The sequence below is a fragment of the Bradyrhizobium sp. NBAIM01 genome, assembly GCF_020194115.1.
Taxonomy (GTDB): domain Bacteria; phylum Pseudomonadota; class Alphaproteobacteria; order Rhizobiales; family Xanthobacteraceae; genus Bradyrhizobium; species Bradyrhizobium yuanmingense.
The window spans coordinates 42595-64276 of record NZ_JADYVU010000012.1; the positions used below are offsets into that span (position 1 = coordinate 42595).

The following is a 21682-nucleotide window of genomic DNA, read 5'->3' on the forward strand; positions in this document are numbered from 1 at the left end:
GCGGTGATGCCTGCCCACTCTCTCCTGTCATTCCCCGCGAAGGCGGGGAATCCAGTACTCCGAGGCATCGAGATTCATAACGGCTGCTGCGGCGTACTGGATCGCCCGCCTTCGCGGGCGATGACAGCGCTGGGAGCGCGGCCTGATCTGCGAGGAACTAATCCTCGACGCCATACCGGTGCAGATCATTCCCGTACGTGTCGAGCCACTTCTTGGCGCGCTCCATCGACGGGCAGACCTTGCCGCAGACGCGCCAGAAGCGCGGCGAGTGGTTCATCTCGACGAGATGGGCGACTTCGTGCGCGGCGAGGTAGTCGAGCACGAAGGGCGGGGCGAGGATCAGCCGCCAGGAGAACGACAGCGAGCCGGCCGAGGTGCAGGAGCCCCAGCGGCTGGACTGATCGCGGATCGAGAGGCGCTTGACCCTGACCCCGAGCTCGGCCGCGTAGACCTCCGCCGAGCGCTGCAGGTCGCGGCGCGCCTCGCGCTTGAGGAAATCGCTGACGCGCCGATCGACATGCTCGAGGCCGCCGGCGACGCAGAGAATGCGCTCACCGCTGTCACGCACCTCGGTCCACACCGTGCCGCGGGTGCCGGCGCGATGAACGATGCGATGCGGCGTCCCGCGCAGCGGTATCACCGTGCCCGGCTGGAACGGTGCGGCCTTCGGCAAGCGGCCGAGGCGCGCTGCGATCCACGCACCGTGACGCTGTGCGAAGTCCTTGGCCTCCGCAAGCGTGCCGCGCGGCGGCATGGTGAGGATGGCTTCGCGGTCGCTCGGATGGATTCGGAGCGTGTAACGGCGCGCGCGGCGGTGCCGGCGCAGCCGAATCGCAAAAAATTGCGATCCGTGGGTGATGACGAGGGTCTTCGGTTCGTGGGGCCTACGATAAAGGAGTGCGCGGGTGGCCATGTCTGTCAGTCCGGGGGCAGGAGGGCGCCCGGATTCTGCCATAACCGCCGCCATGGGAAGCGCTCGGCGCAAAAACAAATCATTTGCCCAATATACAGCGGTTAGGCGTCCGGGAGACCCTACAGACTGGGGTTGGAACCGGCTTTTTTCGCCCCCGCTGGACGCATGCAACACCCCCAAGGGGTGAGGGCAGACTCACTCCTATAAAGCTACCTAAATACCGCGAATCTGGCGTGGAGTTGCGCCCGCCGGAGGCCGCGACAGGGGCCGAAATTTCGACGGGAAAGCCGAAATTCGAGGTTATTCAGCCGCAAGCGCCTGCAACGAAGCAGGATTCGCAGCCGAAACCATGAAGTCGTGAATCCGTGGCACGATCTCCGATTTGAAACGCGATCCGTTGAACACGCCGTAATGTCCGACGCCCTTCTGGACGTAATGAACGCGGCGATGATCGGGAATCGCGCTGCACAATGTGTGCGTCGCCTCGGTCTGACCGAGACCGGAGATGTCGTCGTTCTCGCCTTCGACCGTCATCAACGCGACGCGCTTGACCTTGGAAGGATCGACGCGGGTTCCGCGATGGGTCATCTCGCCCTTCGGCAACGAGTGCTTCACGAACACGGTGTCGACGGTCTGCAGGTAATACTCGGCCGACAGATCCATCACCGCGAGATATTCGTCGTAGAAGTCGCGATGCTTGTCGGCGAGATCGCCGTCGCCCTTCACCAGATGGGCAAACAGCTGCTTGTGGGCATCCATGTGCCGGTCGAGATTCATGCTGATGAAGCCGTTGAGCTGCAAGAATCCTGGATAGACGTCGCGCATCATGCCCGGATGCGGGAACGGCACCTTGGTGATGACGTGGTTGCGGAACCAGTCGATGCCGCGCTCCTGGGCGAGGTTGTTCACCGCGGTCGGATTGCGGCGGGTGTCGATCGGGCCGCCCATCAGCGTCATCGAGGTCGGCACGAACGGATCGCGCCGCGCTTCCATGATCGAGACGGCCGCGACGACGGGCACGGAGGGTTGGCACACCGCCATCACGTGGGTGTTGCCGCCGAGCACATGCAGCATCTCGATGACATAGTCGATGTAATCGTCGAGATCGAAGCGGCCTTCGCTCAAGGGCACCATGCGGGCATCGGCCCAGTCGGTGATGTAGACCTCATGCGCCGGCAGGAAGGCTTCGACCGTGCCGCGCAGCAGCGTCGCATAATGGCCGGACATCGGCGCCACGATCAGCACGCGCGGCTGCGGGCTGCGCAGCGGACGGGCGAACTTGCGATCGAAGTAGAGCAGCTTGCAGAACGGCTTTTCCCAGACGGAGCGGATCTCGACGGGGACGCGGATGCCGTTAACCTCGGTGTCGTTGAGACCCCATTCCGGCTTGCCGTAGCGGCGCGTGGTGCGCTCGAACAATTCGCAGGCCGCGGCGACCGACTTGCCGACCTCGGTGCGCGACCAGGGATTGAGGGGGTTCTGAAACAGCAGCTTGGTCGCGTCGGTGACCGCACGCGCCGGATTGAGAGAGGCGTGCGCCATCTCGTACATCCAGTACATCGGCGTCGTCAGGGCCGGACTGCCTTCTGCCGCCAGGGGCGGTGCGCCGCCGAACTCACCAATAGGCATCGTCATATTCCTCTTCGCATCGCAGCATACTGCCGAATGCGTAATATTGCGTCAATGCATGGTTCCGTACATCTACGTGCCGAAAACCGCCAAATCAGCGTGAATCCACGGGAAAGTGACTTTATTCACCGCCCGACAGCAGCGAGCCGTGCCGCTTTGCGCTGCGCAAAAGGGCAAGGAATGCCCCAAAAGATGCAACCAAAAGGACGGCGTTGATGAGCAACGCCTCCATCATCAGATCGCTCCTAAAGGTCTGCTCGATCAGCAGCGCGCGCATGCCCTCGAAGGCATAGGTCGGCGGCAACGCCCAGGCGACGTATTGCAGCCAGACCGGCAACACGCTGACGGGGTAGTAGACGCAGGCAAGCGGCAGGATTGCGAACATCAAGGTCCAGACGATGCTCTCGGCGCCGAGGCCGTTACGCACCACGAGGCCCGAGACGAAGATGCCGACCGACCAGCTCGTGAAGATCAGATTGCAGAAGAACGCGATCAGGGGCAGGCCGAGGGCATAGATGTTGAAGTGAAACAGGAACAGCGCGAGCAGGGTCATCGGAATGATGCCGATCGCAAGCCGGATCAGGCTCATGACCATGAGCGCCAACAGAAACTCGATCGGCCTCAAGGGGCTCATCATGAGATTGCCGAGGTTGCGCGCCCACATCTCCTCCAGGAACGAGATGGAGAAGCCGAGCTGGCCGCGGAACAGGATGTCCCAGAGGATGACGGCGCCGATCAGCGTGCCGCCGGCGCGCGCGAAGAAATTGGCGTTCTCGGCGATGTAATACTGGAGAAAGCCCCAGGTGATGACCTGCAGCGCCGGCCAATAGAGCAGCTCGAGCAGCCGCGGCCAGGACGACAGCAGCAGATACCAATAGCGCAGGATCATCGCGCCGATGCGGTGGAGCGAGATGCCGCGGTGGAGGGAGACGTCGGTCATGGCGCGCTCCCGTAGCCCGGATGGAGCTTTGTCATTCCGGGGCGCGCGGAGCGCGAGCCCGGAATCCATAACCACAGGCGGCGGTTGTGGCGCGAGCCTGGTAACTCCGAGTCTTCGCCAAATTCAATTCTGTGGTTATGGATCCCGGGCTCGCGACGATGTCGCGCCCCGGGATGACAGAATACATCCGGGACCGCTGCATGCGGATAGATTGGTCCCGGATTGCGCTGCGCTCCATCCGGGCTACGGCTCCGCATGTTCACCTTACCGCCTCCTTCGCGCCGTTTGCCCTGCCACGGGCGACGTCGAGAAACACCTCCTCCAGCGTGGTGCGGTTGTAGCGGGCCATGATCGCCTCGGGCGTGTCGTCGTCCTCGATGCGGCCGCGCTTCATGATGATGACGCGGTCGCAGAGCCGCTCGACCTCGAGCATGTTGTGCGAGGCGAGGAGAATGGTGGCGTTGTTGTCCCGGCGATACCGCTCCAGATGCGCCCGCACCCAATCGGCGGTATCGGGGTCGAGCGAGGCGGTCGGCTCGTCCAGCAAGAGCAGCTCCGGCTGGTTGATCAGCGCCTTTGCCAGCGCAACGCGGGTCTTCTGCCCGGCGGAGAGCTTGCCGTTGGCGCGGTCGATGAAATCGCCGAGGTCGAGATCGGCGGCGAGCCTGGCAATGCGCTCAGTGAGGTTCTTCACCGCATAGAGCTTGCCGAACACGGTGAGGTTCTGCCGCACCGTGAGCCGCATCGGCATGTCGACATAGGGGCTTTCGAAATTCATCCGCCCCAGCACGGACGCACTCTCGTCCGGCATCTCGTGACCGAGCACCTGCACGCGGCCGGAGGTCGGCAGCACCAAGCCCATGATCATCGCGATGGTCGTGGTCTTGCCGGCGCCGTTGCCGCCGAGCAGCCCGGTGATGCTGCCGCGCGGCAGCGAGAAGGAGATGTCGTCGACGGCGCGGGTCTGCTTGTAGACCTTGACGAGGTGATCGACGGCAATTGCCGCGGACGAATCTCGATCCGCGACAGTCGGCCGACTTGAAGCCTTGCCATTCTCGGTCATGCTGGCCGTTCTTCTGCTATTGCATCGGCGAGCGCAAGGCTCGATGTAAGGGCTCCTCACCGGGCGGTTCCGTCAGCCCGGCGTCCGTGACCTTGGAAGGCGCCGCCACATTGGCCGATATGACCAAAATTGCCGATTCCGACTTCCATCACGCGCAGCGGCATATCCGGTTGGACACGATCCTGCGGCTGCGCTGGCTGGCGGTGCTGGGGCAGCTCGCCGCGATCTTCATCGTGGCCCAGGGGCTGGAGTTCAACGTCGAGATCATTCCCTGCGTCAGCATCATCGCGCTCTCGGCGGCGCTCAACCTCGCACTCCAGACCGCAGCCAATCCGATGCAGCGGCTGGAGCCGATGCAGGCGGCCGGCCTGCTCGCGCTGAACATCGTCGAGCTGGCCGGTCTGTTGTTCTTCACCGGCGGACTGCAGAACCCGTTCTCGTTCCTGTTCCTCGCACCCGTGCTGATTTCGGCCACGGCGCTGCCGGCCCGTTTCACCTTCGGCCTCGGCCTGCTCGCGGTGGCCTGCGCGTCGGTCCTGTTCTTCTTCCATTTTCCGCTGCCGTGGGATTCCGAGGATCCCCTGGTGCTGCCGCCGGTCTATCTCGTCGGGGTCTGGCTTTCGATTGCGCTCGCGATCGGCGTCACCAGCCTCTACTCGTTCCAGGTGACCGAGGAGGCGCGCAAGCTTGCGGACGCGCTGGCCGCAACCGAACTGGTGCTGACGCGCGAGCAGCACCTGACCCAGCTCGACGGTCTTGCCGCCGCGGCCGCACACGAGCTCGGCACGCCGCTCGCGACGATCTTCCTGATCTCGCGCGAGCTGGAAAAGACGGTGAAGGAGCCAAGCATCGCCGCCGACCTGAAGACCTTGCGCGAGCAGACCCAGCGCTGCCGCGACATCCTCAGCAAGATCACCCAGCTTTCCCCCACCGGCGCGCCGTTCGACCACATGAAGCTGTCGGAGCTGATCGAGGAGGTGGTGGCGCCGCATCGCGATTTCGGCGTCGAGATCAAGGTGCGGATCGCGGTGGCCGCGGCGGCGGAGCCGGTCGGCTCGCGCAATCCCGCCATCCTCTACGGCATCGGCAACATCGTCGAGAATGCGGTCGATTTCGCCCGCACCACCGTCGAGGTGAACGCCTGGTGGAACCAGGACCATATCGAGCTCGTGATCTCCGACGACGGACCGGGCATTCCACCCGATATCCTCAACCGGATCGGCGAGCCCTATCTGTCGCGGCGACGCCCCCAGGATGATGGTGGCGGCGAACGGCGCGGCCTCGGCCTCGGCGTCTTCATCGCGCGCACCTTGCTGGAGCGCACCGGCGCGAAGGTCTCGTTTACCAACCGAATCTTTCCGGACCATGGTGCGGTGGTTCAGATCACATGGCCGAGACAGCGTTTTGAGGCTATCGAGACGCTCGAAGAAACAATAGGATAGCCGCGACCTTGCGTCGCACAACGGGGCGGGTCGACCATTTGCCGCCTTGGCACCGCGCGATTGCGACGCCATATGTCGATGCGCTGGAGAGAGGAAACAACCTTGAACGCCATTGCCGACCTGAACGAACAGACCGACCGCTCGCTGCTCATCGTTGAAGACGACAAGCCGTTTCTGGAGCGTTTGTCACGGGCCATGGAGAGCCGCGGCTTTTCGGTGACATCATGCGACACGGTCTCGGACGGGCTTGCGCAGATCGGCAAATCGGCGCCGGCGTTCGCGGTGGTGGATCTGCGGCTCGGCGACGGCAACGGCCTCGACGTGGTCTCGGCGCTCAAGAAGAAGCGGCCGGATGCGCGCGCGATCGTGCTGACCGGCTACGGCAACATCGCCACTGCGGTGACCGCAGTGAAGATGGGCGCGATCGATTATCTCTCCAAGCCCGCGGATGCCGACGACGTCGTCGCCGCACTGCTGTCGACCAACACGGACAAATCCGAGCTGCCGGCCAACCCGATGTCGGCCGACCGCGTCCGCTGGGAGCACATCCAACGCATCTACGAGATGTGCAACCGCAACGTCTCGGAAACGGCGCGCCGGCTCAACATGCATCGGCGTACCTTGCAGCGGATCCTGGCGAAGCGCGCGCCGAGGTAGCGGTCTCGTAGGGTAGGCAAAGGCGCGAAGCGCCGTGCCCACGTTCTCTATTTCGATCCTGATTAATTTTAATTGGTGGGCACGCTTCGCTTTGCCCACCCTACGACACTGCGTAGCCCGGATGGAGCGCAGCGTAATCCGGGATTGGCGCGACGGGCTGCAATTGTCCCGGATTGCGCTGCGCTCCATCCGGGCTACGAAGTCAGCCTACTCCCAGAAATCCGCGTGGCCCTGCGGATCGACCAGGCGATTGATCCGCAAGGCCGCCGCCATCGCGAACCGCACCGTCATCTGCTTGCGGGTGGCGGCGGCGAGCTTGTGCTCCGGTGCCTCGCAATGCAGGTGCGCGCCGTAGGCGTCGGCGACGATCAAGCCGGTGTCACCGGGGAAGATCTCGCAGGGCAGATCCTGCGTGAAGGCGAAGAACAGCCGGTCGCAATGGGCGCGGTATTCGTGCCATTTCTGATCGGCACGCAGATCCTCCACCGACGACTTGATCTCGACGATCCAGATCTCGCCGCGCTCGTTCAGCGCGACGAGATCGGCGCGCCGGCCCGACGGCAGCGGCAATTCGTTGATGCAGGAGAAGCCGAGCGAGCGCAACAGACGCGCGGTGCCGCGCGCGATCGCCAGCGCCGTCTCCGACTGGCGACGATCCGGCGGCGGCACGAGTGTGATGCGGGCGGTGTTGTCCATGGCGGGAGAATAGCCGATTCCATCCCGCCCGTCATTCCGGGACGCGCGCAGCGCGAGCCCGGAATCCATAACCACAGGGAGACGTGTGGGGCAAAGCGGGCAACTCCGAGTCGTCGCAAAACTTCTTCCTGTGGTTATGGGTCCTCAGATGCGCAATTGCGCATCATAGCTCGCGACTTCGTCGCGCCCCGGGACGACAGTTAGGCGGGCGCCGCCACCACCACGCCCTCGTTGCCGCGCAGGTCCAGCACGCCTTCGATCTCCTCACCTTCGCGATCCAGGAACGTCGACAGCAGGATGCTGCTGCCGAAACGGATCGCGCTGCTGGTCACCGCGACCGGATCGGGGCCGAGATTGAGCGCGACGATCACGGCCTTGCCGCCGGCCGCGCGGCGATAGATCAGCAGATCGCCTTGCGCGGCGATCGGATGATAATCGCCCGTGACCAGCGGGGGGCAGCTCTTCCGCAAGCCGATCAGGCGCTTGTAGAGATTGAGGATCGAACGCGGATCGGCTTCGAGATTGGCGACATTCTCGCGGATGTGATCCTCCGGCAGCGGCAGCCACGGCCTTGCTTGCGAAAAACCTGCGAAGTTCGAGGAATCCCATTGCATCGGCGTGCGGCAGCCGTCGCGGCCGACACCGATGCCGGGGACGTTCTTCTCGAAGGGATCGCGCACGTCCTCCGGCGCGATCGCGAGCTGGTGCATGCCGATCTCGTCACCGTAGTAAAGCGTCGGCGTGCCGCGCAGCGTCAGCAGCAGCATGGCCGCGACGCGGGCCTGCTCGGGCCCGACGCGGCTCGCGACGCGCGGACGATCGTGATTGCCGAGCACCCAGTTCGGCCAGGCGCCGCGCGGCAATGCCTTTTCGTAATCCTCGATGATCTTTTCGATCGAGCGGGCGCTCCAGAACGTCGAGAGCAGCGCGAAGTTGAACGGCATCTGCGCGCCGGTGAGATCGTTGCCGTAATAGGCCACGAGCCGGTGCAGCGGCAGATAGATTTCGCCGATCAAGACGCGCGCGCCATAGGAATCGGTGACGCGCCGCATCTCGGCGATAACGTCATGCACCTCCGGCTGGTCGGTGGAATATTGCGTGAGGATTTTTTCGTTCGGCGGACGGCCCTCGACGTAGTGCGGATTGGCCGGATTGTCGCGGAATTCGGCGTCCTTGATCAGGTGCCAGATCACGTCGACGCGAAAGCCGTCGACGCCCTTGTCGAGCCAGAACCGCATCACGTCGTAGATCGCTTTGCGGACGTCCGGATTGCGCCAGTTGAGATCCGGCTGCTGGGCGAGGAAGGCGTGGTAGTAATATTGCCCCGTGATCTCGTCGAAAGCCCACGCGCTGCCGCCGAACTCGGACAACCAATTGTTCGGAACGCCGCCGCCTGGCGCCGGATCGCGCCAGATGTACCAGTCGCGCTTGGGATTGTCGCGCGAGGACCGGCTCTCGGTGAACCAGGGATGCAGGTCGGAGGTGTGGTTCGGCACGAGATCGAGGATCAGCTTCAGGCCATTGTCGTGGGCGGCCGCGAGCAACGCGTCGAAATCGGCCATCGTGCCGAACAGCGGCTCGATGCCGACATAGTCCGAGATGTCGTAGCCGAAATCGGCCATCGGCGAGGGAAAGATCGGCGACAGCCAGATCGCATCGACGCCGAGCGATTTGACGTAAGGCAGCCTCTTGAGGATGCCGGCGAGATCGCCGACGCCGTCACCGTCCGAGTCCTGAAACGAGCGCGGATAGATCTGATAGAAGATGCCGTCGCGCCACCAATTCTCGTTGTCGTGAGCCATGCCGAAGACCACCCAAATCTGACGCCTTGCGCGGGAGAACGCGACAGCAACGCCCCGGTTCAAATTGGCAGGCCGATTGGGACGGCCGTGTGACGGTTGTTCCCTGGCGCGGGCCCGAATCTTTTGCTTGGCGGCCCGGCAAAAATCGGCATTGTGAGGCCATGACCGAGCAAAACGACACCCAAGAATCCCGGCGAGAATCCCGGCAAGCCAAGGCGGGCGCGATCATCGTTCCCGTGACGCTGTTCGAGCAGAACTGCACCATCATCTGGGACGAGCCTTCCAAGAAGGCCGTGGTGATCGATCCCGGCGGCGACGTGCCGAAGATCCTGGATGCGATCAAGCAGACCGGCGTCACCGTGGAGAAGATCTGGCTGACCCACGGTCATATCGACCACGTCGGCGGCGCGGCCGAGCTGCGCGATGCGCTCACGGTGCCGATCGAGGGACCGCATGTCGCGGACAAGTTCCTGCTCGACAACGTCGTGGCGAGCGGCGCGCGCTTCGGCATGACGGGAGGACGCGATTTCACGCCCGACCGCTGGCTCGACGAGGGCGACAGCGTGTCGATCGGCGGCTTGCAGTTCGACATCCTGCATTGTCCGGGTCATTCGCCCGGCAGCGTGGTGTTCTTCAACAAGGATCTGCGGTTTGCCCATGTCGGCGACGTCCTGTTCGCCGGCTCGGTCGGACGCACCGACCTGCCCGGCGGCAGTCACGCCACGCTGATCAGTTCGATCAAGACGAAATTGCTGCCGCTCGGCGACGATGTCGGCTTCATCTGCGGCCACGGCGCCGGCTCGAGCATCGGCCAGGAACGGATGACCAATCCGTTCATCACCGGCGAGATGTAGGCTTATTCAGCGGCGTCCGCGAGTGCCGTCGCCTCACCGAGATTGCGCTCGCCCCACTCGCGGATTGCGGCAACGACGGGGACGAAGCTCTTGCCCTTGCGCGTCAGGCGGTACTCGACCTTCGGCGGCACCTCGCCGAAATCCTTGCGGTCGATCAGGCCGCTCATCGTCAACGCCTTCAATTCGCGGCTGAGCACGCGCGGGGTGATCTCGGCGCTGCCTGATGCGCCGCGCAGCAAGCCGCTTCTGATCTCGCCGTAGCGGCGCGGGCCGTCCTTGAGGTCCCAGACGATGCGCAGCTTGTATTTGCCGCTGATCATCTTCTGAAACGCCGCAACCGGACAGGTGCGCGCGGGAGACGTCTTCGCCATGTCGTTTCCTCCATGTGGAAGATTCTTGTTTTGACGCGTTTTCTTTACGCGAACCGGTATCCACTTCGCTCGAAAACGCTATGCGATGAGGATAGGAGCAACGGCGAAAAAGTCCATACTATCAATTTTGTCCATACTTGCGGGATCGTATCAAGCGCGCAGATGATGACGCACAAGACGAACAGGGAGCGTCACATGAAGCACTTCATGATCAGATACGCGTTCAAGAACGGCACGACGGAGGAGTGGCACCGCGAGATCGGCCGCTTCATCAGGGCGATCGACGCCGATGCGGAGCTGAAGGGGAGGATCGGTTATCGTTGCCTGAAGCATCGCGACGACGGCAGCTATCTCCACTTCGCCAGCGTCGCCGACGATGCTGCGCAGAAAACGCTGCAATCGCGCGACTTCTTCAAGCACTACCAGGAGGTGACGCGGAAGGTCGCGGGCGGCGAGATCAGCGTGACACCGGTCGAGGTGATCGATCAGACGGGGTAGCTTTTCGCGGAGCTGAATTGAAGCCGCCGCTACAACTTCGCTGTCGTCCCGGACAAGCGCGCCTGAAGCGCGCGCCGATCCGGGATCCATAACCACAGGGAGATGTGGTTACGGGGACTCGGAGTCACCTCTTCGTGCCCAACTTTGTCCTGTGGCTATGGGTCCCGGATCGGCACGCGCTTCAGGCGCGCTTGTCCGGGACGACAGCGAGGCTACTTCATCAATCCCGCGGCCGTGAGCGCGCGCGTGATGATCTGGCCGAGGTCGAAGCCGCGCACCTTCTCGCCCTGCGGCTCGGCCGGCTCCGCGGCGACCGCGGTGCGGATCGAGCGGGCGAGATGCGGCGCGGGCGAGAGCGCCGGTTTCGCGCCAGGCTTCGTCGCGGGCTTCGTCGTGGATTTGGCTTCCGCCTTCGTCGTCGCGGCGTCCGCAATCCAGCCGGTGAGGCCGAAGAACTTCGCGATGTGGTAGGACGAGGAGATGCCGGCCTCGATCAGGAAGGCGCCTTCGATGCCGTAGCGCTGATCGTTGTCGGCGAGCCCCAGCGGCGTGCCGTGCGCCATGTCGGTGATGGCGTAGGACTCGACCAGCGTCTCGCCGTCCTTGTCCCACCAGGCCTGGCGCGGATAGCCGTCGACATTGGTCTCCGCCATCGGCAGTTCGGGCAAGCCATGCAGGTCGAGCCACTGCTTGACGATCTCGTTGGCATTGCCGGGATTGACGGTGCGGTCGGCGCTGCCGTGCCACACCGAGACCCTCGGCCAGGGGCCGCGATGGTCGGAGGCGCTGCGCACGAGATCGCCGAGCTCGCGCGAAGGGCGCGCCGGGGAATGAAACATGCCGTCGAGCGCCTCGCGCAAGTTCGAGGCGATGCCGTAAGGCAGCCCGGCAATGATCGCGCCGGCCGCGAAGACTTCCGGATAGGTCGCGAGCATCACCGAGGTCATGCCGCCCCCGGCCGACAGGCCGGTGATGAAGACGCGCCTCGGATCGATGCGATGCGTCTTCACCATGTGCGCGATCATCGCGCGGATCGAACGCGGCTCGCCGCTGTCCCGCGCGGTGTCCTCCGGATTGAACCAGTTGAAGCAGGTGTTGGCATTGTTGATGCGCTGCTGCTCGGGCATCAACAGCGCAAAGCCGTAATGTTGCGCGAGCGTCGACCAGCCCGCGCCGAGATCGTAAGCGGCCGCCGTTTGCCCGCAGCCATGCAGCACGACGACGAGCGCGCGCGGCCGCTGCAATTGCGCCGGCACGAACGCGAACATGCGCAAGGCGCCGGGATTGTCGCCGAAGCCAGTGACCTCCTGCAGCGGGCTCGATCCATCTGCACCGCGGCCGGGCTCGGCGAAGCGCAGTCCGTCCAGCCGGGGCAGACGTCTCAACAGATCGATGTTTCTGGCTAACGACACGGCAAGTTCCTGGTGGGCGACGTTCAACGTCCAGCCCAACCAGATAGTTGCTGCGGCGCAAAATAAAAAGACCGTGCGCTGTCAATCTCGGGAAATTGGCTGAAAATCGGCAAGAATCCGCACGTATTAACCGCAACGTCGCAATCTCGTGCCGATGCGCGGCGTATCCGCGCCGGAAATGCGGCGCCCATCATGACGAATGTCACAAATGACAAGAGCGAGGCGAGGAATTCTGCGCGCGCTGATTGTGAGGCTTCGCGGAGGTGTCGAACGCGAATGAAGGGACCCGCCCAGTCGCGCTGCGTGTCGTTATCGTGATGAAGCGCGAAGCGGGCGAGGACTACGCAACGTCTCGCTTGCCACCGCGCATGCCTGCATTCCACCGCGCGGGACATCGCGTGATTGCGTTCGTGCCGTCAGGCACGTAGCCTGACACGACCAACAAACAGAAAATTCAGCCGGAGAGACCGCCATGGCGCGCCTGAAGTTCGGAGCCTTTCTTGCCCCGCATCACCCGATCGGGGAGCATCCGATGCTGCAGTTCCGGCGCGATCTCGACCTGGTCGAGCAGCTGGATGCGCTCGGCTATGACGAGTTCTGGTGCGGCGAGCATCATTCCTCGGGCTGGGAGATGATCGCCTCGCCCGAGATGTTCCTGGCCGCCGCCGGCGAGCGCACCAAGCGGATCAAGCTCGGCACCGGCGTTGTGTCGCTGCCCTATCACCATCCCTTCAACGTCGCCCAGCGCATGGTGCAGCTCGACCACATGACCGGCGGCCGCGCCATTTTCGGCTCCGGACCGGGCGCGCTCGCCTCCGATGCGCACACGCTCGGCATCGATCCGATGACGCAGCGCGACCGCCAGGACGAGGCGATCGGCATCATCCGCCGCCTTTTCAACGGCGAGCGCGTCACCGCCAAAAGCGACTGGTTCACGATGAACGACGCCGCGCTGCAGATCCTGCCCCTGCAGGAGGAGATGCCGTTCGTGGTAGCTTCGCAGATCTCGCCCTCCGGCATGACGCTCGCCGGCAAATACGGCATCGGCATCATCTCGCTGGGCTCGATGACGACCCAGGGCCTGATGTCGCTGCAGCAGCAATGGCAGTTCGCCGAGGATGCCGCCAAGAAGCACGGAACCACGGTGCGTCGCGCCGACTGGCGCGTGCTCCTGACCTGGCACATCGCCGAGACGCGCGAACAAGCCCGCCGCGAGGCCGGCGCCGGGCTGATGCGCTGGCACAACGAATATAATGTCGGAACGCTGCAGCGGCCGGGCCTCACCGCGTTCTCCTCGCCCGACGAGGCCGTCGACAAGACCGCCTTCGTCGAGGGGGCGGCGTCCACCATCGGCACGCCCGACGATCTCGTCAAAACCATCAAGAACGTGATGCAGGTCTCCGGCGGCGTCGGCGCCGTCATCGGCTTCGTTCACGACTGGGCCAATCCGGAAAACACGCGCCGGAGCTGGGACATGGTGGCGCGCTACGTTGTGCCCGAGATCAATGGCTATATCGACGGGCTGCGCAGGTCGCAAAAATTCGTGATCGAGAACCGCGCGATCTTCGAGCGTGCGGGTCAGGCCGTGATGGCCAAGATCATGGAGAACGAGAAGGCCGCCGAGGCGCTGAAGGTGACAGGCCCCGGCCGCGTCGCCATTCCCGCCGTCAACGCGCCGGATCTGCAGAAGGAAGCGGCGAAGCGGTAGGCACTCCACTCGTCGTCCCGGGGCGCGCGCAGCGCGAGCTATGATGCGCAATTGCGCATCTGAGGACCCATAACCACCGGATGCGGATTTACGAAGACTCGGAGCTACCAGCCTCGCACCAAAACTCCTCTCTGTGGTTATGGGTCCCCGCCTCCGCGGGGACGACGGCGGTGGGAGTGACGATTTTGTGCGCAAGACGACCGCAGCTCATCGCGGCCGGATCGTGCTATGTTTGCGGGGCCAGCCAACCGGAGCAATCGTCATGTCGATGCAGAATGTGGCCGCCCCTGCGCTTCCGTTCACTCCGCCCAGGCGCAACGAGCTGACGCACATTCCCGGTGACGAAGGCTGGCCGATCATCGGCAAGACCTTTCAGGTGCTCGCCGACCCCAAGGGCCATATTGAGGCGAACGGCGCCAAGTACGGTCTGGTCTACCGCACGCACTTTTTCGGCGAGACCAACGTCGTGCTGCTCGGGCCCGAGGCCAACGAGTTCGTGCTGTTCGACCAGCAGAAGCTGTTCTCCTCGACCCATGGCTGGGACAAGGTGCTGGGGCTGTTGTTTCCGCGCGGATTGATGCTGCTCGATTTCGAGGAGCATCGCCTGCATCGCAAGGCGCTCTCGGTCGCGTTCAAGTCGGGGCCGATGAAGTCCTATCTCGGCGATCTCGACCGGGGCATTTCCGCGCGCGTCGCGCAGTGGAAGGCGAAGCCGGGCGAGATGCAGCTTTATCCGGCGATGAAACAGCTCACGCTCGATCTCGCCGCGGCCTCGTTCCTCGGCGCCGATATCGGGCCCGAGGTCGACGAGATCAACCGCGCCTTCATCGACATGGTGGCCGCCGCCGTCACCCCGATCCGCCGCCCCCTGCCCGGCACCCAGATGGCGCGAGGGGTGAAGGGACGCAAGCGCATCATCGCCTATTTCCGCGAGCAGATTCCGCTGCGGCGCGGCAATCACGGTGGCGACGATCTGTTCTCGCAGCTCTGCCGCGCCACCCATGAGAACGGCGCGCTGCTCTCGGACCAGGACATCATCGACCATATGAGCTTCCTGATGATGGCCGCGCACGACACGCTGACCTCGTCACTGACCTCCTTCATCGGCGAGCTCGCCGCCAATCCGGACTGGCAGGACCGGCTGCGCGCGGAGGTGCTCGCGCTCGGCCTCGCCTCCGGCGCGCCGACCAGCTTCGACGATCTCGAGAAGATGCCGCTGACCGAGATGGCGTTCAAGGAAGCGCTGCGGCTCAAGCCGCCGGTGCCGTCGATGCCGCGCCGCGCGATGCGCGATTTCAGCTTCAAGGGTTTTGCGATTCCCGCCGGCACGGCGATCGGCATCAACCCGCTCTATACCCACCACATGAAGGAGATCTGGCCTGAGCCGGACCGTTTCGATCCCCTGCGCTTCACCGAGGACGCACAGCGTGGCCGTCACCGTTTCGCCTTCGTGCCCTTCGGCGGCGGCGCGCATATGTGCCTCGGCCTGCACTTCGCCTACATGCAGGCGAAATGTTTCGCGCGGCATTTCCTGGAGAATATCGAAGTGTCGCTCGCGCCAGGCTACAAGCCCGACTGGCAGATGTGGCCGATCCCGAAGCCGCGGGACGGGCTGCGGGTGAAGGTGAAGGCGGTTTAGGCGCCGATCTCGTAGGGTGGGCAAAGCGAAGCGTGCCCACCACGTTTCTCCGGGTGCAAACATCGATGGTGGGCACGGCGCGCGAAGGGCGCGCCTTTGCCCACCCTACGGCACCATCGCCGGAGCTGCTACGCCCCCTGGTCGAACGCCTTGCGCAGGGCCACATAGCCCTGCTGCTGTTGACTCCAGTTGCGGCCGCCGGTCATGGCGCCGTCGACGACGAGGTCGTGGCCGTTGATGAAGCTGGATTCGTCGCTGGCCAGGAACACTGCGGCCTGGGCGATATCTTCAGGAAGACCCGCGCGGGGGATCGGCTGCGCGGTCTTGTAGACTTCGCGCATCACCGCCGGCGTCTTCTCGGCGGCATCGGTCGAGAGCCCCAGCGCCTTGCCGAAGATGCCGGTCGCGATCGCGCCGGGCGAGATCGAGTTGACGCGAACGTTGGATTCGCCGAGCTCCATCGCCACGCATTTGGTGAGATGGATCACCGCCGCCTTGGCCGCGCCATAGACCATCGACGACGAGAAGCCGGCGAGGCGGCCGGCAATGCTGCCATTGTTGATGATGCTGCCGCCGCCCTGCTTCTTCATGTAGGGTGCGGCGTGCTTCATGCCGAGCATGACGCTGCGCACCAGCGTCGCCATCGCCGCATCGAACCGCTCGACCTCGAGGCCTTCGATGCCGCCGGTCTGTGCCGGCCCGCCGGCATTGTTGAACAGGCAATCGATCCTGCCGAACTTGTCGACCGCGAGCGCGATCAGCGCCTGCATCTGCGCTTCGACGGTGACGTCGGTCTGACGGAAGACGCAGCTTTCGCCGAACTGCTTCGCCAGTGCCTCGCCTTCCGGTACGCGCCGGCCTGCGATCACAATTTTGGCACCTTCGGCAACGAAGACTTCCGCAGTGCGCAATCCGATGCCGCTCGTCGCCCCCGTGATCACCGCAACCTTGCCGTCCAGCCTGCCCATGGAATGTTCCTGTTTTCGAGTGATTTGATGCCAAATGGCGAATGCCGGCCGCCGCCGTCGCCGCAGCGGTCACTATTCCTGCCCGCTTCCGACAAGGCAAGCTATGCTTGTATGGGCGGCATGCGTAACATCCTCACGGGCCGCTCGACCGTCGAACGCCTATCGCAACCAGGCAGTGCATGAGGAAGCTGATCGAGGAGTTCCGCAAGGGCTGGCAGGGTGCGGCGCCGCCCTCGCTCGCTCTGAGCATCGGCTTTGCGGTGGTCTGCCTGTTGGCTGCAACCCTGGTCCGCTGGGGCCTCGCTCAGGTTCGTCCCGACATCTATTTCACGCCGTACTTCCCGGCCGTCTTCTTTGCTGCGGCCCTGGGCGGATTCCGGATCGGCATCGTGACGGCGCTCGTCGGCGGCGTGCTCGGCGTCGCGCTGAATTTCGGCGATGCGTTTGCCGATCGCGCGCGGTTTGTCCTGCTGGCGCTTTACTGGACCGTGTGCGCGATCACCATCTGGGGTGTCGAGCACTATCGCACCATGTTGGCCGAGCAGCGCCGAATTTCCAGACGCCTGATCGAGGAAGAAGATTATCGCAAGCTGCTGGTCGAGGAGCTCCAGCATCGGCTGAAGAACAAGCTGTCGACGGTGCATGCCGTGGTGCACCAGGTGTTGCACGACCAGCCGCAGGTCTGGGCCCGGGTCGATCCGCGGCTGCGCTCGCTGGCCGCAACCGATGATTTGATCTCGCGGATCGACAAAGCCGGCTGCGACATCCGCGACCTTCTGATCTCCGAGCTCGGGCCTTACGGCCATGTCCGCTTCACGCTCAACGGCGAGCGGCTGTTCCTGCCGCCCAAGCTCGCGGTCACGCTGTCATTGATGTTTCACGAGCTTGCCACCAATGCAGGCAAGTACGGCGCATTCTCCTCACCGCGCGGTCTGTTGCAGGTGTCATGGACCATCACCGACGACCGCCTGACGATCACCTGGGACGAAACCGAAGGACCGAGCGTGGACAAGGTGTCGGAGCCCGGCTTCGGCACCAAGCTCTTGAAGTCGGCGCTGTCGGCTTTCGACGGCAAAACCGAGATCTCGTATCTGAAAACCGGGCTGCATTGCATCATGCAGTGCCGAATTCCACGAAGCGAGTAGACGTCGCAACATGTAAGGTGTGCTCCTTGCTGCCCGCGCGGTGGCGCAATCGCGTGTGGCACTTGCGCGACCTGAGCAAGCGCCTCGTCCTTCGAGACGACCGCTTCGCGGTCTCCTCAGGATGAGGCTAAGCGGCATCGGTGCTCGGGTGATATCGCGCAGCGCACTCCGGCCCTCATCCTGAGGGCCCGCCCACGGCGGGCGTCTCGAAGGATGGCCGCAGGCGAAATCGCTCCCACGCGGATACTTCGCTGTTTCGCCGAGCGCGTTGACGCTCCGTTAATGACGATCGCCAGCGCGCGTCGGATCGTCGCAAGTTTTCTCCAAAACACCCCCGTATTTCTCCTGACCCCTTAACCAAACTTAAGAGGGAACCGCGGAAGATCGCGCCCATTGCAAAGGCGCGCTGAAACAACAAGATTCATGACTTCTATGAACGACAATCAATATTCCGGCGCGACTGAAGCCGAGCTCGGTTTTCTCAAGGAAATCGTTAGAATGCTGCCGGCCGGCCTCACCGTGCAGGACGCGCATGGCGAGTTGCTGCTGGTCAACGATGCCGCCGCCGCGCAGCTCGGCCTGGACGGCAGCCGTCCTTCACCCGATCTGACGCCGCGGCGCGAGGCCTGCCGCCAGGCCCTGAGCGACGGGCAGCCGGTCGTGACCGAGGAAGCGCTTCACGTCGGCGCCGCGCGAAAGGTGCTGCTCACGACCCATCGCCCCGTTCGTCTCGACGGACGCGAGCTGCTGATCTCGGCATCCTCCGACATCACCGAGCAGAAGAATTTCGAGGACCAGCTGTTCCGCTCGGCCTATTTCGACGAGCTGACCGGGCTGCCCTCGCGCCGCGTGATCGAGCACCGCGCCAATGCCCTGCTCGCGCGCGACGACGGCGGCGAACGCTTTGCGTTGGCCTTCCTCGACGTCGACAATTTCAAGCACATCAACGACTATTACGGCCACGCCGTGGGCGACGCGCTGCTGGTCGAGCTGGCGAAGCGGCTCGGACGGGACTTGCGCGATTCCGACATACTCTCGCGCATCTCGGGCGACGAATTCCTGCTGCTGCTGTCACCGGTCCAGAGCCAGGAGGAAGTCGCCGAATTCATGCAATCGACGCTGGAGCGGCTGACCGCGCCGTTCTTCATCGACCATTCGGAAGTGTTCGCCTCGACCTCAGTCGGCATCAGCCTCTATCCCGACCATGGACGCAGCTTCGAAACGCTGCGGCAGAACGCGGACATCGCGATGTACCGCATCAAGAACAATGGCAAGGGACTGGCCGCCTTCTTCGATGCCAGCATGGAGCGCGAGGCGCAGGCGCGGATGAAGGTCGAGCAGTCGCTGCGGCTCGCCATCCTGGAAAAGCGCTTCTGCTGCGCCTTCCAGTCCAAGGTCGACATCCGCACGCAGGCCGTGAAGGGCATCGAGGCCTTGGTGCGCCTGCGCGACGACGAAGGCGTGATCCAGGCGCCCGGCTCGTTCATCAATCTTGCCGGCGAGCTCGGCCTGATCGACGAGCTGACCCATCTCGTGCTCGCCGAGATCGTCAAGTCGATCGACCTGATCAACGACACGTTCGGCCCGGAAGCGACCATCAGCATCAACGTTGCCGCCAAGCAGGCCGGCAATCCCGAATTCATGCGCAGCTTTGCGCAGGCGCTGGAGGAGACCGGCTTTCCGCAGCGCTTCATGATCGAGGTGACGGAAGATGCTTTCGTCGCCAAGAATCATTTTCAGGACGAGATCCTGCCGATGTTCCGCAAGCTCGGCGTCGGCGTCTCCATCGACGATTTCGGCACCGGCTATTCCTCGCTCTCGGCGCTGGCCGACATCACCGCCGACGAGATCAAGATCGACCGCTCCTTCATCACCGACATTCATAATCGTCCGCGCAGCCAGGGTATCCTGCGCGCGATCGAATCCTTGAGCGAGGCGCTCGGCATGACGGTGATCGCCGAAGGCCTCGAAACCTACGAGGAACTGGCCTATCTGCAGGCGGCGACCAAGATCCGCTACGCGCAGGGCTATTATTTCTCCCGGCCGATCTTCCTGGAGGAGCTGAAGCTCGCAACGCCCTCCTCGAGCGAGGCGCGGGTCAGCGTGGCAAGCCGCCCGGCGCAACAGAACCGCCAGGGCTATTCGCGGGCGAGCGGGTACCGGCGGTAGGGGCGGCACGACACATACCGCTGTCGTCCCGGGGCGCGAAGCGAGCCCGGGACGACAGCGATTGCTGAGCTGGGTTCAGCGCCCATTCCTCCTTTGGCGCCATTTCCCCCTTTGAAATCGCTGCACTTTTGCTAATACACGGGGCGGACCTCCCCGAGGTATCTCATGCCTGCCGCCGCCTCCTCGATCAGCGATCCCGCCTATCTCCGTGCGCGCGCGATGGAGACGCTGTTCGAGCGACTGGAGAAGCTCTGCGAGGGCGCGATTGCGATCGATCGCGGCGGGCGCGTCGTCTACGTCAACGAGAAATATCTTGCCGCGCTCGGTCTCGACCATGCCAGCGAGGCGATCGGCCGGTCGATCGAGGAGGTGATCCCGAACAGCCTGATGCGGAAGGTGGCCGAGACCGGCGAGCCGATCCTGCTCGACATCATGGAGCTCGGCGGCGAACAGCTCGTCGTCACCCGCATGCCGATCGAGGACGAGAACGGGACGGTGATCGGCGCGATCGGCTTCGTGCTCTATGATCATCTCGAAAGCCTGAAGCCCCTGCTCGCCCGCGTCGCCCAGCTCGAGAGCGATCTGCGGCTGGCTCGGCGGCAATTGTCCAACGCCCGCGCGGCGCGCTTCACCTTCGCCGATTTCGTCGGCACGACGCCGGCGATCGCGCGCGCCAAGGAGATCGCCAGCCGCGCCGCGCGGCAGAGCGTCACCGTCCTGCTCACCGGCGAAACCGGGACGGGCAAGGAGATGCTGGCACAGGCGATCCACAACGCCTCCTCGCGCGCCGATAAGCCGTTCGTCAGCGTCAACGTCGCCGCCATCCCCGAGACCCTGATCGAATCGGAGTTCTTCGGCACTGCGCCGGGCGCCTATACCGGCGCTGACCGACGGGGACGCGAGGGCAAGTTCCGCATTGCCGACGGCGGCACGCTGTTCCTCGACGAGATCGGCGAGATGCCGCTGCAATTGCAGGCCAAGCTGCTGCGCGTGCTGCAGGAGCGCGAGATCGAGCCGCTCGGCTCGGACAAGATCACGAGGGTCGACGTCCGCGTCATCGCCGCGACCAATGTGGACCTGCGCAAGCGTGTCAGCGACGGCGCATTTCGCGCCGATCTCTACTACCGGCTCAACGTGCTTTCAGTCGACCTGCCGCCGCTGCGCCACTGCCTCGACGATCTCCCCGACATTTGCGCCCGGCTGCTCGACGACATCAGCGCGTCCGGCGACTACGTCAAGGCGAAGATCACGCCGAGCGCGCTCGCTGCGCTCGCCCGTTACGATTGGCCGGGCAATGTCCGCGAGCTCCGCAACATCCTCGAGCGCGCGCTGATCCTCAGCGATTCCGGGCGGCTGACCGGCGAGGATGTCGCCCGCATCCTCCCTGTTGGCACCGAGGTCAGGCTCGCACCGGCCGAGCGCCCGGCCGGATTGGTGGTACCCTATGCCGAGGCCGAGGCCGAGTTCGAGAAGCAGACGCTCGAGCAGGCGCTCGCCGCCAGCAACGGCCAGATCACCGAGGCCGCCAGGATGCTGCGGATCTCGCGCGCGACCTTCTACAAGAAGCTCGCCAAGTTCGGCCTCGCCTCGGGATCGGCACCCGTCTGAGTTTCGAGACACGGGACTGTCCGGAGTCTCGGATTCCGGACACCGCACCCGGATGCTCTTCCGAGGCGAATTGCAGGCAATTGCCGCAGATTTCAGCGGTTTTGCGCGAGGTTGCGGGATCTGGCGCGGACCTTGCTCTCCGCTTTGCCGTCTTTCCTTCGCGAGGAG

Annotated in this window: 17 protein-coding genes and 1 pseudogene; 9 read left to right on the forward strand and 9 right to left on the reverse strand. The window is 64.3% G+C overall.

From position 1 onward, the window contains the following. Positions 1 to 157: 157 nt before the first annotated feature. The 4 genes and pseudogenes from I6F31_RS28720 to I6F31_RS28735 form a co-directional block, all read right to left on the reverse strand. A pseudogene (locus tag I6F31_RS28720) lies at positions 158 to 996 on the reverse strand (SprT family zinc-dependent metalloprotease). Positions 997 to 1213: 217 nt separating this feature from the next. Next, positions 1214 to 2542, reverse strand: coding sequence for a polyhydroxyalkanoate depolymerase (gene phaZ, locus I6F31_RS28725; protein ID WP_036023987.1), 1329 nt, complete (start codon positions 2540 to 2542; stop codon positions 1214 to 1216). A 121-nt stretch (positions 2543 to 2663) separates the two neighbouring features. Further along, positions 2664 to 3482 (reverse strand): ABC transporter permease, encoded by an 819-nt coding sequence (locus I6F31_RS28730; RefSeq protein WP_225186476.1) that lies wholly within the window; start codon positions 3480 to 3482, stop codon positions 2664 to 2666. A gap of 259 nt (positions 3483 to 3741) precedes the next feature. After that, complete coding sequence (locus tag I6F31_RS28735) at positions 3742 to 4545, reverse strand: ABC transporter ATP-binding protein (protein WP_036023980.1); 804 nt, start codon at positions 4543 to 4545, stop codon at positions 3742 to 3744. A gap of 119 nt (positions 4546 to 4664) precedes the next feature. On the opposite strand from I6F31_RS28735, the gene I6F31_RS28740 reads away from it, so the two are divergent. Continuing rightward, complete coding sequence (locus I6F31_RS28740; RefSeq protein WP_109142077.1) at positions 4665 to 5987, forward strand: ActS/PrrB/RegB family redox-sensitive histidine kinase; 1323 nt, start codon at positions 4665 to 4667, stop codon at positions 5985 to 5987. A 102-nt stretch (positions 5988 to 6089) separates the two neighbouring features. After that, positions 6090 to 6644, forward strand: coding sequence for an ActR/PrrA/RegA family redox response regulator transcription factor (locus I6F31_RS28745; RefSeq protein ID WP_036002403.1), 555 nt, complete (start codon positions 6090 to 6092; stop codon positions 6642 to 6644). A gap of 207 nt (positions 6645 to 6851) precedes the next feature. On the opposite strand, the gene I6F31_RS28750 is transcribed toward I6F31_RS28745, so the two are convergent. Both I6F31_RS28750 and I6F31_RS28755 read right to left on the reverse strand, forming a co-directional pair. Next, positions 6852 to 7340, reverse strand: coding sequence for an MmcB family DNA repair protein (locus tag I6F31_RS28750; protein WP_225186477.1), 489 nt, complete (start codon positions 7338 to 7340; stop codon positions 6852 to 6854). Positions 7341 to 7540: 200 nt separating this feature from the next. Next, positions 7541 to 9142 carry an alpha-amylase family glycosyl hydrolase gene (locus I6F31_RS28755; RefSeq protein ID WP_225153630.1) on the reverse strand — a complete coding sequence of 534 codons (1602 nt, stop codon included), beginning with the start codon at positions 9140 to 9142 and terminating at the stop codon, positions 7541 to 7543. Positions 9143 to 9303: 161 nt separating this feature from the next. Here I6F31_RS28755 and I6F31_RS28760 point away from each other — a divergent pair, with 161 nt between their 5' ends. Beyond that, positions 9304 to 9996, forward strand: coding sequence for an MBL fold metallo-hydrolase (locus tag I6F31_RS28760; RefSeq protein WP_225130139.1), 693 nt, complete (start codon positions 9304 to 9306; stop codon positions 9994 to 9996). Positions 9997 to 9998: 2 nt separating this feature from the next. Here the strand turns inward: I6F31_RS28760 and I6F31_RS28765 are convergent, their stop codons facing one another. Continuing rightward, positions 9999 to 10367, reverse strand: a complete 369-nt coding sequence (locus I6F31_RS28765) for a helix-turn-helix domain-containing protein (RefSeq protein ID WP_036038584.1) — start codon at positions 10365 to 10367, stop codon at positions 9999 to 10001. A gap of 195 nt (positions 10368 to 10562) precedes the next feature. Between I6F31_RS28765 and I6F31_RS28770 the strand changes: the two genes are divergently transcribed. Then, positions 10563 to 10865 carry a hypothetical protein gene (locus tag I6F31_RS28770; protein WP_225130141.1) on the forward strand — a complete coding sequence of 101 codons (303 nt, stop codon included), beginning with the start codon at positions 10563 to 10565 and terminating at the stop codon, positions 10863 to 10865. A gap of 212 nt (positions 10866 to 11077) precedes the next feature. Here I6F31_RS28770 and I6F31_RS28775 read toward each other — a convergent pair whose 3' ends face one another. After that, on the reverse strand, positions 11078 to 12277 hold the full coding sequence (locus I6F31_RS28775) for a PHB depolymerase family esterase (RefSeq protein ID WP_225186478.1): 1200 nt from the start codon (positions 12275 to 12277) through the stop codon (positions 11078 to 11080). Between the two features lie 472 nt (positions 12278 to 12749). Here I6F31_RS28775 and I6F31_RS28780 point away from each other — a divergent pair, with 472 nt between their 5' ends. Together I6F31_RS28780 and I6F31_RS28785 are read left to right on the forward strand one after the other, a co-directional pair. Continuing rightward, on the forward strand, positions 12750 to 13985 hold the full coding sequence (locus I6F31_RS28780; RefSeq protein WP_225130145.1) for an LLM class flavin-dependent oxidoreductase: 1236 nt from the start codon (positions 12750 to 12752) through the stop codon (positions 13983 to 13985). Positions 13986 to 14247: 262 nt separating this feature from the next. Further along, positions 14248 to 15624: a cytochrome P450 gene (locus tag I6F31_RS28785; RefSeq protein ID WP_225186479.1), complete on the forward strand. Its 1377-nt coding sequence runs from the start codon at positions 14248 to 14250 to the stop codon at positions 15622 to 15624. Between the two features lie 128 nt (positions 15625 to 15752). Here I6F31_RS28785 and I6F31_RS28790 read toward each other — a convergent pair whose 3' ends face one another. Beyond that, the gene (locus I6F31_RS28790; protein ID WP_225186480.1) at positions 15753 to 16592 is read right to left on the reverse strand and encodes a glucose 1-dehydrogenase; all 840 of its coding nucleotides are present in this window, start codon (positions 16590 to 16592) and stop codon (positions 15753 to 15755) included. Positions 16593 to 16771: 179 nt separating this feature from the next. Here I6F31_RS28790 and I6F31_RS28795 point away from each other — a divergent pair, with 179 nt between their 5' ends. The 3 genes from I6F31_RS28795 (at position 16772) to I6F31_RS28805 (ending at position 21514) form a co-directional block, all read left to right on the forward strand. Beyond that, positions 16772 to 17737: an HWE histidine kinase domain-containing protein gene (locus tag I6F31_RS28795; protein ID WP_057025911.1), complete on the forward strand. Its 966-nt coding sequence runs from the start codon at positions 16772 to 16774 to the stop codon at positions 17735 to 17737. A gap of 432 nt (positions 17738 to 18169) precedes the next feature. Next, positions 18170 to 19906 (forward strand): EAL domain-containing protein, encoded by a 1737-nt coding sequence (locus I6F31_RS28800; RefSeq protein ID WP_036002372.1) that lies wholly within the window; start codon positions 18170 to 18172, stop codon positions 19904 to 19906. 165 nt (positions 19907 to 20071) lie between these two features. Beyond that, positions 20072 to 21514 carry a sigma 54-interacting transcriptional regulator gene (locus tag I6F31_RS28805; RefSeq protein ID WP_225186481.1) on the forward strand — a complete coding sequence of 481 codons (1443 nt, stop codon included), beginning with the start codon at positions 20072 to 20074 and terminating at the stop codon, positions 21512 to 21514. The last annotated feature ends 168 nt before the right edge of the window (positions 21515 to 21682 follow it).